The organism is Paenibacillus sp. EKM212P (assembly GCF_011066115.1).
In the GTDB taxonomy this organism is placed as follows: Bacteria; Bacillota; Bacilli; order Paenibacillales; family Paenibacillaceae; genus Paenibacillus; species Paenibacillus polymyxa_B.
This window is the reverse complement of the sequence record NZ_JAAMNR010000001.1, coordinates 375,062-387,895: the sequence shown is the minus strand read 5'-3', so window position 1 is coordinate 387,895 and position 12,834 is coordinate 375,062. Positions and strand designations below refer to the sequence as shown.

Sequence of the window (12,834 nt, the reverse complement as noted above, 5' to 3'; positions counted from 1 at the left end):
TGCAGGATGAAGTCGGAAGAAAATGCGCTACGAATCATACAATATATGAATGATCCGCAGGTACTGCAAGACTTGCGCTATGTGCGAGAGCTGAAGTTGCCACAAGGATGTATTGCCGCAGGCTATGTACGTAACCGGGTTTGGGACAAGCTCCATGGCTATACAACTGCTACACCTTTAAACGATATTGATGTTATTTATTTTGACCCGAAAAATACGCTAGAGGAACGAGATGAGTATCTAGAATTGTCCTTGAACCGTAAGCAGGCCGGACGTAACTGGTCTGTCAAAAATCAGGCTCGGATGCATATTCGCAACGGTGAGGCTCCGTATTCCTCGGTAGAGGATGCGATGAGCCGCTGGCCAGAGACGGCAACGGCTGTGGCGGTTAGATTGAATGACAAGGATCAAATAGAGGTCATTTGTCCGCATGGATTGGAAGATTTACTGGATATGCGGGTACGGCAAAGCCCTTTGTTTCGTCACACAACGGCTTTTCGTCAGCGTGTATTTGAGAAGCAATGGCTTGATAACTGGCCGTTGCTTATTATGGAGAATTAGAGTGTAATCCTAATTTCAGGATATTAAGGAGAGACGACAAACAATGTTTAAAAATATAAAAACAGATTCAGATCGTGAGGAGGTTCTGGAGCTGTTAACCTACGCTGTGCTGGATCACCCTGAACGCGGAGAAGCAGCTTTACGTACCTATCAAGCCTCGGATGACTGGAAGCTGTTCGGTGTAGAAGATGAAGGACTTATTGTAGGTATTGTCGGCTTTGAGGAGCAGGAGGATGGGACAACCGTAATTCGTCATCTGGCCGTGTTGCCTGAAAACCGTCATAGAGGATATGCCAGAGGTATGCTGCTTACGCTCATTCAGGAGCATAATCCGAAACGGCTTACTGTGGACACGGATGCGGAGGGGGCAGATTTCTTCCGCAACGTGGGCTTTGCCGTCTATGGATCAGAGGATTTGCCAGAGGGTGGGCAATTCCATTGTGTATATGAAATAGACGAAGAATAAGCGAATCTCCGGGTCCCGCGTCCCTCTTTCTACATAAGATATGTTATGTAGAAAGAGGGAGGTGAGTTTCATTGGCGTACCACTACACAGCGATTGGAGATTCTTTAACAACAGGTGCAGGGACGTTGCTGAGTGGCGGATTTGTACCTATCTATCGGCGAATGGCAGAAAGACATCTCCGTACGCCAGTCAGCTACGAGAATCTGGGAATCAATGGGCTGACATCGCAGGAGTTGCTGTCAATGGTCCGCAACAATCCGCTTTTTCGGTCGGCGCTCAGCCGGGCTGAACTTATAACCGTAACGATCGGCGGAAATGATCTGCGCCCATACATCAGCGCCCTTGCTGGAGGTTCCGGCTTGTCGGGTTCTTCCATTCCGCAAGCGTTGAATCACACAAAAGAACATGTGCGCCAAATTGTACATGCCCTGTATCAGATAAAGTCCGGTCAGCGTGAGCCATTTATCATCCGAATGGTGGGATTATATAATCCTTTTCCAGGGGTGAGGGAGGCGGGAGTATATGTGCGCCAGTATAACTCGTTTCTCTATACATTGGGCGGACCAAATTACCGGGTGGCGAACATTTATCCTGCATTTGAGGGTTATGAACGGGCTCTACTTTCGTTAGATCGGGTGCATCCGAACAGTCGTGGTTATCGCGTGATTGCGGAAGAGCTGAATCGGCTTGGTTATGCGCCGTTACGGTGAGCGTGAGAGGATGCTTTGGATCGGACAACGTATATTAGAGAAAGAGGTTCATCATGGCAGTAGAAACTGACCATCATGAACCTCTTTTTCTGCATTTCGGCGTGCTAAACTTCCAATATAGCCTTCAGCTTGGTGCAGTCTTCCAGTAACTCGGGCAGCTGACCCAAAAATAGAAGGAGGGCTTTCACGTGAGCTATTTCCACGTTTTCTTCCGAGAGTTCACCCTTTAATCTGCTTAGGATTTGCACATATTCATTCCGGGGAGCTTCATTTAATTTAGTTTGTTTCAGAACCGTATCCATACGTTGCAGTGCATAGGAGATTTGTTTTCCCTTGGTCCAGATTTGATCAGAATCTTCATGGAATACGGAATCGCGGCCCCACATGATTTGATGTTGAACATCAGGGCTCAGCATTCCTTGTGCCAGCATATCCGTAATGCTGAGCATAAATTCAGCCAGTGTTTGCTGCTCCGTCCAGGACAGCTCTGAATCGCTCATTCGGAAGGAATTAATAATGATACTTTTGATGACAAAATTGATATCGTGCGCATAGTCACGTATAGATTGTCCATAAGCATCAATTAAGAAATCAACCATCACGTTAGACAAATAAAGTTCAACACGATCAATGGCTTGTGCGATTTTTTCTTCCTTAGAACCGATTAAAGGGACGGAGTATACCAGTAAATGAACTTTATTCTTATAAATCCGGCCCAGCGCAATCAAATACAGTTGTCTCAACTTTTCACGGGAAGGTAGCTGGTGCTTCAAATAAAGTTCTTTAATATCTGCATCAAGAAGTTTTTCAATCAGGACGATTGTCCCCAGCAGCAACTCTTCTTTACTTTGAAAGTATTTATAAAAGGAAGCCTTCACCATCCCGCTTTCGCGGGCAATTTCATCCACCGAGGTGGCATCGTACCCTTTTTCAGAAAACAGGGAAAGGGCGGCATAGATAATATCTTCACTCGTTATTTTTTTCATTGTACCCCCAATTTTTTGCTCTGTCTCTTTAATTTCCAGCGGGCAATAACCATATACAGGGACGGAACCACAAACATCGTAAGAATGGTCGAGTACATCAATCCAAACATAATAGTATACGCCAGAGGTCTAAACATAAGTTCCCCAATAAGAGCAATCGGAATCAGACCGACAATGGCTGTCAGTGAAGTAAGCAATATGGGGCGGAAACGCGCTTTGGTCGCTGCAACAACGGCCTCCTTCAGTTCGATCCCTTCACGTCTTGCATCCTCAATAAACTCAATCAGCACAATGCCGTTACGTACGACAATACCTGCCAAGGTCATTAAGCCCAACACGCCCATAAAACTAACCGGCGTATTTAGAATGAACAAGCCAAGAAATCCGCCTGCTGCTGCCATATACACGGTAGTCAATATGATGAGTGGAGTCGAGAAAGAATAAAATTGCAAAAAGATCAGCATGAAGATTAATAGTATGACGACAACATATAACCATCCTATTTCTGATAAAATGTCATCTTGTCCTGAAATCTCGCCGCCAATTTCCCAAGTGTAGCCTGGAGGAAATTTAATGTCCTGCAATTTAAGCTTGACATCCTTCATGACTTCGGAAGCTGTACGCCCGTGAACTTCAGCTTCAACAGTAATCGAACGTTTTAAATTATAATGGTTAATTTTTTGTGTTGCAAAGGATGGTTTCAACTCAGCCAATTGAGATAAAGGGATTTGAATACCATTGGCATTGGTCACATTCAATTGCTGAAACAAAATTTCAGGATTTTGATCGGTTTGGCTTAGCTTCAGCTTAATATTGATCAAATCTTTCCCCGTATCAAATCGGCTAAAGCTCACGCCATTACCCATTAACAAGAGTGTACGTGTCAGATCATTATTGCTTACCTGATATTGATCCATCGCTTGTTTGTTGATTTGGAAATCCAACGTATATCCTTCATTTTCCATATTATCTTGTATGTCCTGTGTTCCTCTGGTAGCCATAATGCCTTCTTTTAACTGCTGTGACAACGAACGCAACTGATCTACATCATTGCCTAAAATCCGAATGGAGATCGGCTTACCGAGAGGCACCCCCACTTTAGCTATTTTCAAGGAAATGGATTGACCCGGATAACGATCCTTTAAAATGGAGGGCCATTTGTCTGCCATTTCATCGGGATCAAATGCACCTTCTTCCCCAATAATAGCAATTTGACCCACGGTTGTGCCTGTTTTGGCGTCAGCGGTCATATCTTGAAACAACCGGGGAGCGTCGCCGCCAGCCGCATAACTGATCGTTTCCACATGAGGTTGCTGCTTCACCCATTTGGCAATATCCTCGGTGACCCGCTTGGTTTCTTCTATAGAAGTACCTGTAGGCATACGCACATTAATGCTTAATTCCGGATCGTTGGTTCTGGGGAACAGGTCGATCGGAATCAGAGCAAGTATGCCGTACAGCGTGGTACTGATCAATAATCCTAATGCAGCATATAATCCAGGTTGCTTAATGACTCTCGGAATCAGCTTGCTGGTATATACGTTACGAAGAGCATCAATTTGTTTTCCCAGCAGTCCCGACGGCTTCATGGTGGAGTTGGGCGTTTTTTGATTTCGTTGTCCATACCATTCTCTAAAGATTGGGATGACGGTAAAGGACATGAGCATGGAAGCCAATAACGTAAAGATAACAGCAAACGGTAATGGTTTGATAAGGGAGCCTGCATCGCCTGATAAAAAGAACAGCGGGGCAAAGGAGGCTACAGTTGCCAGGGTTGCGGTCAAAATGGAAATGGAAACTTCTTTCGTTCCATTTAATGCTGCTATCTTGGGACTCTCGCCCAAGGTCATCATTCTGCGTTCAATATTATCATTAACCACCACAGCATCATCGACTAGAATCCCCATTACAATAATTAAGCCAATGACCGTAACCTGATTCAATGTTATTCCGAGCATAGGGAGAATAATGAGACCTATGGCGATTGAAATAGGAATAGCCAGTGCCACAAAAGAGGATGTAATCAGATTCAAGCCCAATGTACATACGATCACAACCGCCGCAATGGCAAACAGCAATTCACGGGTCAAGCCATGAAAAATATGATCAATCCGCTCGGTCTGTGAAAATAACGTATTCAGTTGAAACGTATTAGGCAGATCTGGTTTTAACAACTGCATTTCTTTATTTACTTTGCTATAAATCGTGTCTACGTCAGAGCCGGTATTACCGTTAATCGTCAGCGTAATAGCTGGTTTACCGTTAAAAAAGGCCATATAGCTGCTGGTGTTATGTGTAAGCAATACGGTGCCCACATCACTGAGATACACAGGAGCGCCGCTGTCTGTTCTGGAAATAATGACCTTACTCAAATCCTGAGCATCCTTGGACTGCTTTACATTCAAGCGATAGGTACGTTCATTGTAATCCAGATTGCCTATCGGATATTGCTCATTTTCCTTCTGCACTGCACTCATGAGCTGTTCCCAACTGATATGGTACTGCTGGAGCTTTTGAGCATCAATCTCAATCTGAACCTCTTGATCCGGTAATCCCTTGATTGTTACTTCCGATACACCGGGAATGGTTTTTAATTGATCCTTCCATGATATCACCATATCATTTAGTTGATACAAGTGCTCCACAGAGTCCCCCGTGATGGCGTAGGAATGGATAAATACTTTATTCAAATCATCGTTAACGACAGGCTTTTGAGCATCTGTGGGCAGAAAAGATTGGGCATCGTTCATTTTTTTGCGTAATGTATCCCAGACTTCTGCGGCATTGGCGTTGCCTTCTGTCTCAATGATAATCGTCGAAAGTCCATTTTCGGATGTAGAAGAAATCTTTTTAATATGATTGATTTCTTTCATTTTTTGTTCCAGAGGCTTCGTGACCGTTTGTTCTACCTTTTGGGGTGTAGCTCCAGGGTAGAGGGTCGTGACCACAGCGGTTTTCTTGATAATATCCGGCGTTTCCTGCCGGGGAAGTTGAGAGACACTATATAGCCCGGCAACAATCGCCATGATAAAAATAAAGAGGGTCAGTTTTTTCTTTTTGATAAAATATGCAATCATTTGCTCGTTCCCCCCATGATCTGAACGAGCAGCCCATCGTAGATCAGGTTTACTCCGGTGGTAACGATACGATCCCCGACATTCAGTCCCTTGGTAATTTCGAGCTTATTGTTGGACATCTGACCGACATTCACGACCGTCTTGACCGCTTTGTTGTTCACCACTTTATAGACAAAAGTATCTGTACCGTTATTAATGACAGCTTTGGCTGGGAGCAAAATTTGCTCACTCTGAGTCAGTTGGCGGCCTGCCTTTATGACTTGTCCCGGGGCCCAATCATGCTGGGGGTTAGGAACAATCACTTCTACGTTGATACTGCCCGTATTGGTGTTGGTGGCCGGATAAATTTTGCTGACCGTTCCTTCTCTGTTCTCATCGTACAGTTGAAGTTGGACTGTCTGACCTTGCTTCCAGTTCGTGATTTCATGATCGGGAACAGGGAGCAGCACCTTGAGCTTGTCGATTTGTCCGATACGATATATCGGCTGTCCAGTGCTCGCCAATTGTCCCACCGTTGCCTTTTTCTCCAGAATAACGCCGGAAATGGGGGCTTTTAAAGCTGTCTTGGAGAGGGAAAGTTCGGCTTGCTTTTTGGCAATGACCGCCTGTTGATATGCCGCAGTTGAGTTATCTCGGGAGGCTTCTGCCTGTTCCTTCGCAGCGATAGCAGCTTCTTTCCCGGCTTGGGCTTGCTGTAGGCTGGATTCTGCCGATTGCCGATCTTCCAATGTTGCTCCCTCCTGGATTAAGGAGAGGGCTTCTTGTGTATCCTCCAGGTCCTTGGTGGCATTGGTCAAAGCGAGCTGCGCATTTTCATAATCGTTTTTGGTTGCAGCTCCCTGATCATATAAAAGCTTGGTGCGTTCAGCGGTAGCCTGTGCTTTAGTCAAAGCGGACTGTGCTCTTTGCACTTTGGTACGGACCTGTGCCCTTTCCTGCTCACGGGCACCCTTGTTCACTTTGTTAACTCCAGCTTGAGCTGCTGCCTTTTGCGCGTCGGCGGATTGAATGGAGGCATCTGCACTTGAAATGGCAGCTGTAGCATTTTTGATACCTGCCTGTGCTTCAAGAATAGCTGTACTAGCCTGCTCCAGTTGTAGCTGGTAGCTGGATGAATCAAGCATCGTCAAGATCTGCCCCTGGGATACGGAGTCTCCCACATTGACTACTGTGTCGCGAATCAGTCCGGATAACTCAAAAGATACGGAGGTATCCTCATAGGGCTGTAGTGTGCCTGAAAGGTCAAAAGAAGCAGACAGCGGTTCTTTTTTAACAACCATCGCTTCCACCTTTTGCTTTTGTTGTTCTGCTGCTTCATTATTACTCGATCCTGTAGATGAGCAAGCTGAGGTGAACAGAAGAATGAATATAGCAGATATGTAGAGACTGGGTTTTAACAAGATGATCATCCTTTCTGTTTTTTTGTACTTTAAAGTTTATGTATAAACTCATAAGTTCATAAACGGATTATATGACCTGATTTGTGGCATGTCAACGACTGATTACAAAAAAATGCCTCGAATTCAGGATGCGAAAGGGAGCCGATTCAGGTCCGTGGAAGTACATGGTAGACAAACGTAAAAACGACCTTTCTCAAAAGAAGAGAAAGGTCGTTAAGAAAATAAATATAGCTGTTTAGCCGATTAATTTACGGAATAAGCTACGTACAGCCCACTTGCGCTCACTTCGTTTACGATATTTGGGCAGAGAGCGATAGACGGCAATGGACTGGTTAAAGGCTACAATGGCCTCATCCTTGCGTCCCAGCATACGGTACATCAAGCCTGTCAGATAATAGCCCTCACTGGAAGAAGACTGAATCTCCTGAAACTGCTGCAGATAATGAAGCGACTTATTGACGTCACGTTCCTTGAAAGCAGCGGCTAAATGCAAATAAGGCTCACCGTATTGCACCCGCGGGTTAATATCCAGTGCTTTCAATAAATGCTGTTCTCCAACCTCCAGATGGTTTGTGTGTACTTCAGCCGTTCCCCGTGCGTTCCAATAGTCTGCTGATTCTTCATAACGGGATTGAATTTCCAATAACAGCTCCAAAGCCTGAGGATATTTCTTGCTTTCGATCCAGATACGAGCCAAATCGAACTTGGCAGCCACATCGTTGGCGTTTAGCGTAATCTGTTGGTGCAATCGAGCGGCATTGCGTCTTCTTTTCCATGGTCTGCTGATGCTGGGCAATACACCGACAAAGCTGCGATCCAATATATAGATCACGATTAGGAGTACGAGCATTGCTAAAAACGGGTTGCCGAGCAAACTCCATAGTAGAGAGAAAATTAAAAATTTCCCAATCATTTTGCTCCAATCCTCCTGTGCATGTAACAATCCATACTTTCCACATTATAGCATAGTGTTACTTTAAGGGTCATTAGCATGATGAGATTTGGAAGGATGGTAGAGGGGCGAGAAGAAACATACTTATTTGTGATGCTCGATGTATAGTTTTACGAGAAAAGGAACCTTTTTTTATCCCCGCCAAAAGGTTGAACAGTCTGCCTTATCCAAAATATTAAACTCGATCATTTTCTCAAGTAATGAGAAATCAACGGGACTATCCCACTGGATACGTACCAACTGCTTGGTGTGATCATAGCCAGCCTGCATAATTAACTCAGAAAAATGATTAATCCCTGCCTTTTCAGGGGCAACGGCCAAATGATGTTTGGCTACGCTAAAGCCAATAATAAATGTGCCGTGATCCGTAAACATAGGCTGACTCCACGCAATTTTTGCCATTAAATTTGGAAACTTCTTGGTTACCCAAGCCAAAACCTCTTGCGTTCGAGCCCGATGTTGGGGGTTATCAATATGCGCTAAATATTCTGCAAAAGCTTCCATGTTGTTCCCTCCTTAAATTAAAAATTATATCGTTCAGAAAAGTTCCTCAAACCTATTTATCGTTAAAACTCCTCACAGAATGGCTCAGACAGATTCTTAACAACACCTATTTCCAACTATATATATTTTCAAACTAGATAGTCAAAAGGGTTTAACTATCATTTTATCGCAGCAACATGTTTCTTAAGAAGTAATTGTCTGTTGAAAAATATAAAAATATATTTAGATATAAAAAAATACCTTTTATGTCCTGTTATATTCCTCAGCAAGAATAGAGTACAAATATGAATCATGAAACTCGCCTTTGTAGTACCAGTGTTCACGCATCAAACCTTCACGTTGCATTCCGATCTGTTGCATAACCTTCTCAGAAGCCTTGTTTTCTGGACGACATGTTGCATAAATACGGTGGACAGCAAGTGTGCTAAATCCAAAGTCTAGTAACGCTCGTGCTGCCTCTGCTACATAACCCTTCCCTTGATAATCTGGATTCAAAACATAACCCATTTCTGCATTAGTATCTTTGACATGAATACCAACACCGCCGATCAGGGTTCCATTGTTTTTCAGACAAACGGCTAGTTCATAGTCTTGTCGTGGCTGTTTCTGCTGTGAAGCTAGAACTTGTTCTATATATGCCTTTGTATCTTCTTCTGTATTTGGTCCCCAGGCCGTATATCTAGTAACTTCAGGCAATGACGTGTAGGTATGTATACTTTCCCAATCGGATCTGCCAATATCACGAATGATGAGCCGATTTGTCTCAAATTGCATAACGATTCCTCCTGTCTATAATCAACAGACTCTACTTAGTATTTTAAAACGATTAACATCTCAATCCAATCTTTTATGCGTTCGTAGCCTTTAAACGTGAGACCTCCATTTAACAATGAACCTAGACCTTTTGCCGCCTGAACGCAAACCGCAAGGGAGGCGTCCGGCAAAAGGCAATCAGAAGATATTGAATGTGGTACTGGAATCCTCCTGTTATTGGCTATCTGATTCGTCCTAAAACAGCCTGCACGCTGTGACGAAACGTTTCTGCCATTTATCATCAAACGTGTCAAAATGAACGCCGCGTTCTTTGGAGAAGGTATGCAGCAATGTGTTGTTCCCTGCATAGATCGCCACATGGCCGATCTCCAGGCCGCGTGCGCTGAAGAACAGCAGATCGCCTTTGCGCAGCTCGTTCAGCCCGACCTTCCGACCTTCTTTAGCCTGATCGTAAGAGACACGGGGGAGGTCGATAGAGAGCGTATGCCGGAACACTTCCTCCACAAATGAAGAACAATCAAAGGTCGATGTCTGGCCGCTTGCTGCTCCGAATTCATAAGGAGTACCAAGGAATTTCTCTCCGTAGGCGATCAGTTCATCTCCTTGTCGTTCCACCAGGGATGGGCTGGTATAATCGCTGTATTTGGGTTTAGCCGATATGTATCCGGTCAGGTTGTCTTTAGTGCGCACTTCCAGCCAGAGAGCATTGACCTCGCGAATGACATGAACCTTTTCGTCGGCTGGAATAAGCCGCAGGGAAGAGGAAGCTATCGATGAATCCGGTTTGCTGCGCAGGTTGACCCCGAAAAGAACCGTTGTGAAAAAATCGCCCCTGGAGGCAATTCGGATGGTCCGGGTCAAGGCCTCCCACTTTACTGTGCTCCCAAGTGCTTCGCTTACAAAACGCAGTGGAATCATCGTGTTGCCCTCAACAATCTGTCCTGGAACATTCAGGGACAGCGTATCGCCGTTTAAGGTGGCAGCGAGTTCCCCGATGCGATAGGTCAGCACCGTGTCGTTTTTGGTTGCCGTTACGGTTTTGCCGGATCCATCCCAGGAAAGCCTGGCTCCTTGCGCCTCAAACAACTGGCGCATGGGGATGAGCGTTGTCCCGTCTAGCAGCAGCGGCTGGACGGCAAGCTGAAGCGGGCGGTCATCTACATAAACGGTTGTCACCGGAGTCGTCCGTACCGACTTTGCATACGACGGGTTTGCCTGGAGCAGTGATACCGCTAGCAGAGCTAGCAATGCTTTCTTGTTGATTGTCATGCTGTTATCACCTCATTGTGAATATGTTCATCTAAGTTGTACGAGACTGCATCCGATTAGTTGTGTACTAAATATTGGGTTCATTTAATAAAACAAAACAAACAAACATAAAACAAAATAATATCTGTGTTTTATTATTGACATCAAAACAAAGTAAAGATAAAATTATATGTGTGAAATATTTCACTTTATAGATTGATTCCCTATTTAGCGAGGCATTAAGAAGTGAATTCTTAGGAGGCCGATTTTTTATGAGTGCACATGTATTTTTTGTACCATCTATCAATCTTATGGGAACAGGATGTTTGCATGAAGTTGGGCCGTATATAAAAGAACTGAATTTAAACAAAGCTCTAGTCGTTACGGATAAATTTTTGATGAAGAGTGGCATTGCAGGCAAGGTTACATCTTTGCTGGATGATATTGGATTGAACTATGCGGTATACGATGAAGTAAAACCAAATCCGACCTGTAAAAATGTACATGATGGTGTTCAGTTTCTGCAAGAAAACGGATGTGACTTTTTAATTTCGATTGGCGGAGGATCACCACAGGATACGGCTAAGGGAATCGGCATTATTGCTACCAATGGGGGACATATAACCGAGTATGAGGGCGTTCATAAATCCACGCATAAATCGCTTCCTATTGTGGCTATTAATACCACAGCAGGAACATCGGCTGAAATCACGATTAATTATGTCATTACGGACGAAGAGCGCAAGGTCAAGATGGTTATGGTGGATAAGAATAGTGTAGCTACGATTTCGGTCAACGACCCTGAACTGATGGTAGATAAACCCGCCGCATTAACGGCAGCTACAGGACTAGATGCTTTGACTCACGCTATTGAAGCTTTGGTTACGCCAGGCTCCTATCCTGTAACGGATGCGACTGCGTTGGCAGCAGTAGAGATTATTTTTAATCATTTGGCTCGTACGGTAAGCAACGGTCATGATATAGAAGCACGCGAGCAAATGGTATACGCTATTTTCTTGGGAGGACTTGCATTTAATAATGCTGGATTGGGTTACGTTCATGCGATGGCGCATCAGCTTGGGGGCGTATACGATTTGCCTCATGGTGTTTGCAATGCCATGCTGCTGCCGATTGTGGAGGAGGAGAACGCCAAGCATGTACCAGAGAAATTTCGTGCCATCGCTAAGGTCATCGGTTTTGAAGATAAGGGGAAAAGGGATAAGGAATGCGCAGACTATGTAATCCAAAGAATCAAAGACCTGTCGAAGGAAGTTGGGATTCCTTCCAAACTTTCTGAACTGGGTGTAAATGAAGTGGATTTGGATCTGCTTGCCGAGAACTCAATGAAGGATGCTTGCGCTCCGGGCAATCCGTTCATACCTAGCAAAGAACAAGTTATCGAGATGTTTAAGAAAATTCTTTAAATAAAAGGTACAATTATTTTACTAAATACTATAAGGGCTGTCTCAGGAAATGATCGAAGAATACTGGGAACGGCCCTTTTATTTGCATTTTCTACTAAGAGATTTGTGAGACTAGAGATAAGACAACCCCATTGAAGATTAATGGCACAGCTCTCTCGGCTAAAGCTGTAGGAGACTCTTTTTTTCCTTCCGCATTCCAACGAAAGGTTACACCATAAATGGACCAGCTTAATATGTTCGCGGCAAGTTCTAACGTTCTTTGGTCTGTATTATTGGCTTCTCTTGTTATGAGTTGAAGTATGAAGTGCTCTAATTGATTCTTAATATGTTCTTCCAGGATCGGTGCGACTGAATTATATTTATGAACGCATTGGTTACTTGAGTCGTGATAGTCACATAACGAAAGAATAAGTTTCTGAATGGTCTCCTCCGACAAACGTGCCTCAGCATCAATCCTTTTGATAACATACTCCAAAAATGCGTCTGACAAAAGGGTTTCAAGCAGTGCATATTTATCTTGAAAATGTGCATAGAACGTGGCACGGTTAATGGTGGCTTTTTGGGTAATGTCATTGATCGTAATCGTGTAGAAGTCTTTCTTATTTAATTGGTCAACGAATGCGTCGAGAATTAATCTACGTGTTCGAATGACGCGCGGATCATTTGGGTTGGGTGAAGTTACACCAGGCATCCTCAAGACACTCCTTTCAGGTAAATCAAATGATTTCCCCA

The 12,834-nt window shown here is 44.2% G+C and carries 12 protein-coding genes; 4 read left to right on the top strand and 8 right to left on the bottom strand.

Annotated elements, in window-relative coordinates; all coding sequences use genetic code 11:
• Positions 1-6 precede the first annotated feature (6 nt).
• The 3 genes from G9G54_RS01815 (at position 7) to G9G54_RS01805 (ending at position 1,737) form a co-directional block, all read left to right on the top strand.
• Positions 7-561, top strand: a complete 555-nt coding sequence (locus G9G54_RS01815) for a nucleotidyltransferase family protein (RefSeq protein ID WP_165175713.1) — start codon at positions 7-9, stop codon at positions 559-561.
• Between the two features lie 43 nt (positions 562-604).
• A complete protein-coding gene (locus G9G54_RS01810; protein WP_165175711.1) occupies positions 605-1,027 on the top strand; it encodes a GNAT family N-acetyltransferase in 423 nt (140 codons plus the stop codon).
• 71 nt (positions 1,028-1,098) lie between these two features.
• On the top strand, positions 1,099-1,737 hold the full coding sequence (locus tag G9G54_RS01805) for a GDSL-type esterase/lipase family protein (RefSeq protein WP_061831326.1): 639 nt from the start codon (positions 1,099-1,101) through the stop codon (positions 1,735-1,737).
• Positions 1,738-1,841: 104 nt separating this feature from the next.
• Here G9G54_RS01805 and G9G54_RS01800 read toward each other — a convergent pair whose 3' ends face one another.
• From G9G54_RS01800 to G9G54_RS01770, 7 genes are all read right to left on the bottom strand, one after another.
• Complete coding sequence (locus tag G9G54_RS01800) at positions 1,842-2,723, bottom strand: TetR/AcrR family transcriptional regulator (protein WP_165175709.1); 882 nt, start codon at positions 2,721-2,723, stop codon at positions 1,842-1,844.
• Entirely contained in the window at positions 2,720-5,800 is a 3,081-nt protein-coding gene (locus tag G9G54_RS01795) for an efflux RND transporter permease subunit (RefSeq protein ID WP_165175707.1), read from the bottom strand. The genes G9G54_RS01800 and G9G54_RS01795 overlap by 4 nt, the downstream gene beginning before the upstream one ends.
• On the bottom strand, positions 5,797-7,200 hold the full coding sequence (locus G9G54_RS01790; protein WP_237449000.1) for an efflux RND transporter periplasmic adaptor subunit: 1,404 nt from the start codon (positions 7,198-7,200) through the stop codon (positions 5,797-5,799). Before G9G54_RS01790 ends, G9G54_RS01795 begins: the two co-directional genes overlap by 4 nt.
• 235 nt (positions 7,201-7,435) lie before the next feature.
• On the bottom strand, positions 7,436-8,113 hold the full coding sequence (locus tag G9G54_RS01785) for a tetratricopeptide repeat protein (RefSeq protein WP_165175705.1): 678 nt from the start codon (positions 8,111-8,113) through the stop codon (positions 7,436-7,438).
• A 171-nt stretch (positions 8,114-8,284) separates the two neighbouring features.
• Positions 8,285-8,656: an iron chaperone gene (locus G9G54_RS01780; protein ID WP_165175703.1), complete on the bottom strand. Its 372-nt coding sequence runs from the start codon at positions 8,654-8,656 to the stop codon at positions 8,285-8,287.
• A gap of 243 nt (positions 8,657-8,899) precedes the next feature.
• Entirely contained in the window at positions 8,900-9,430 is a 531-nt protein-coding gene (locus G9G54_RS01775) for a GNAT family N-acetyltransferase (RefSeq protein ID WP_165175702.1), read from the bottom strand.
• 234 nt (positions 9,431-9,664) lie between these two features.
• Positions 9,665-10,699 carry a C40 family peptidase gene (locus tag G9G54_RS01770; RefSeq protein WP_165175700.1) on the bottom strand — a complete coding sequence of 345 codons (1,035 nt, stop codon included), beginning with the start codon at positions 10,697-10,699 and terminating at the stop codon, positions 9,665-9,667.
• Positions 10,700-10,950: 251 nt separating this feature from the next.
• Between G9G54_RS01770 and G9G54_RS01765 the strand changes: the two genes are divergently transcribed.
• Complete coding sequence (locus tag G9G54_RS01765; RefSeq protein WP_165175699.1) at positions 10,951-12,102, top strand: iron-containing alcohol dehydrogenase; 1,152 nt, start codon at positions 10,951-10,953, stop codon at positions 12,100-12,102.
• Between the two features lie 94 nt (positions 12,103-12,196).
• On the opposite strand, the gene G9G54_RS01760 is transcribed toward G9G54_RS01765, so the two are convergent.
• Positions 12,197-12,793 carry a TetR/AcrR family transcriptional regulator C-terminal domain-containing protein gene (locus tag G9G54_RS01760; RefSeq protein WP_165175697.1) on the bottom strand — a complete coding sequence of 199 codons (597 nt, stop codon included), beginning with the start codon at positions 12,791-12,793 and terminating at the stop codon, positions 12,197-12,199.
• Positions 12,794-12,834: the final 41 nt, after the last annotated feature.

Excerpts from the sequence above, each read along its gene's own strand:
- G9G54_RS01815 (WP_165175713.1), top strand. The coding sequence starts at position 7 with ATGAAGTCGGAAGAAAATGCGCTACGAATCATACAATATATGAATGAT.
- G9G54_RS01810 (WP_165175711.1), top strand. The coding sequence starts at position 605 with ATGTTTAAAAATATAAAAACAGATTCAGATCGTGAGGAGGTTCTGGAG.
- G9G54_RS01800 (WP_165175709.1), bottom strand. The coding sequence starts at position 2,723 with ATGAAAAAAATAACGAGTGAAGATATTATCTATGCCGCCCTTTCCCTG.
- G9G54_RS01795 (WP_165175707.1), bottom strand. The coding sequence starts at position 5,800 with ATGATTGCATATTTTATCAAAAAGAAAAAACTGACCCTCTTTATTTTT.
- G9G54_RS01785 (WP_165175705.1), bottom strand. The coding sequence starts at position 8,113 with ATGATTGGGAAATTTTTAATTTTCTCTCTACTATGGAGTTTGCTCGGC.
- G9G54_RS01780 (WP_165175703.1), bottom strand. The coding sequence starts at position 8,656 with ATGGAAGCTTTTGCAGAATATTTAGCGCATATTGATAACCCCCAACAT.
- G9G54_RS01775 (WP_165175702.1), bottom strand. The coding sequence starts at position 9,430 with ATGCAATTTGAGACAAATCGGCTCATCATTCGTGATATTGGCAGATCC.
- G9G54_RS01770 (WP_165175700.1), bottom strand. The coding sequence starts at position 10,699 with ATGACAATCAACAAGAAAGCATTGCTAGCTCTGCTAGCGGTATCACTG.
- G9G54_RS01765 (WP_165175699.1), top strand. The coding sequence starts at position 10,951 with ATGAGTGCACATGTATTTTTTGTACCATCTATCAATCTTATGGGAACA.
- G9G54_RS01760 (WP_165175697.1), bottom strand. The coding sequence starts at position 12,793 with ATGCCTGGTGTAACTTCACCCAACCCAAATGATCCGCGCGTCATTCGA.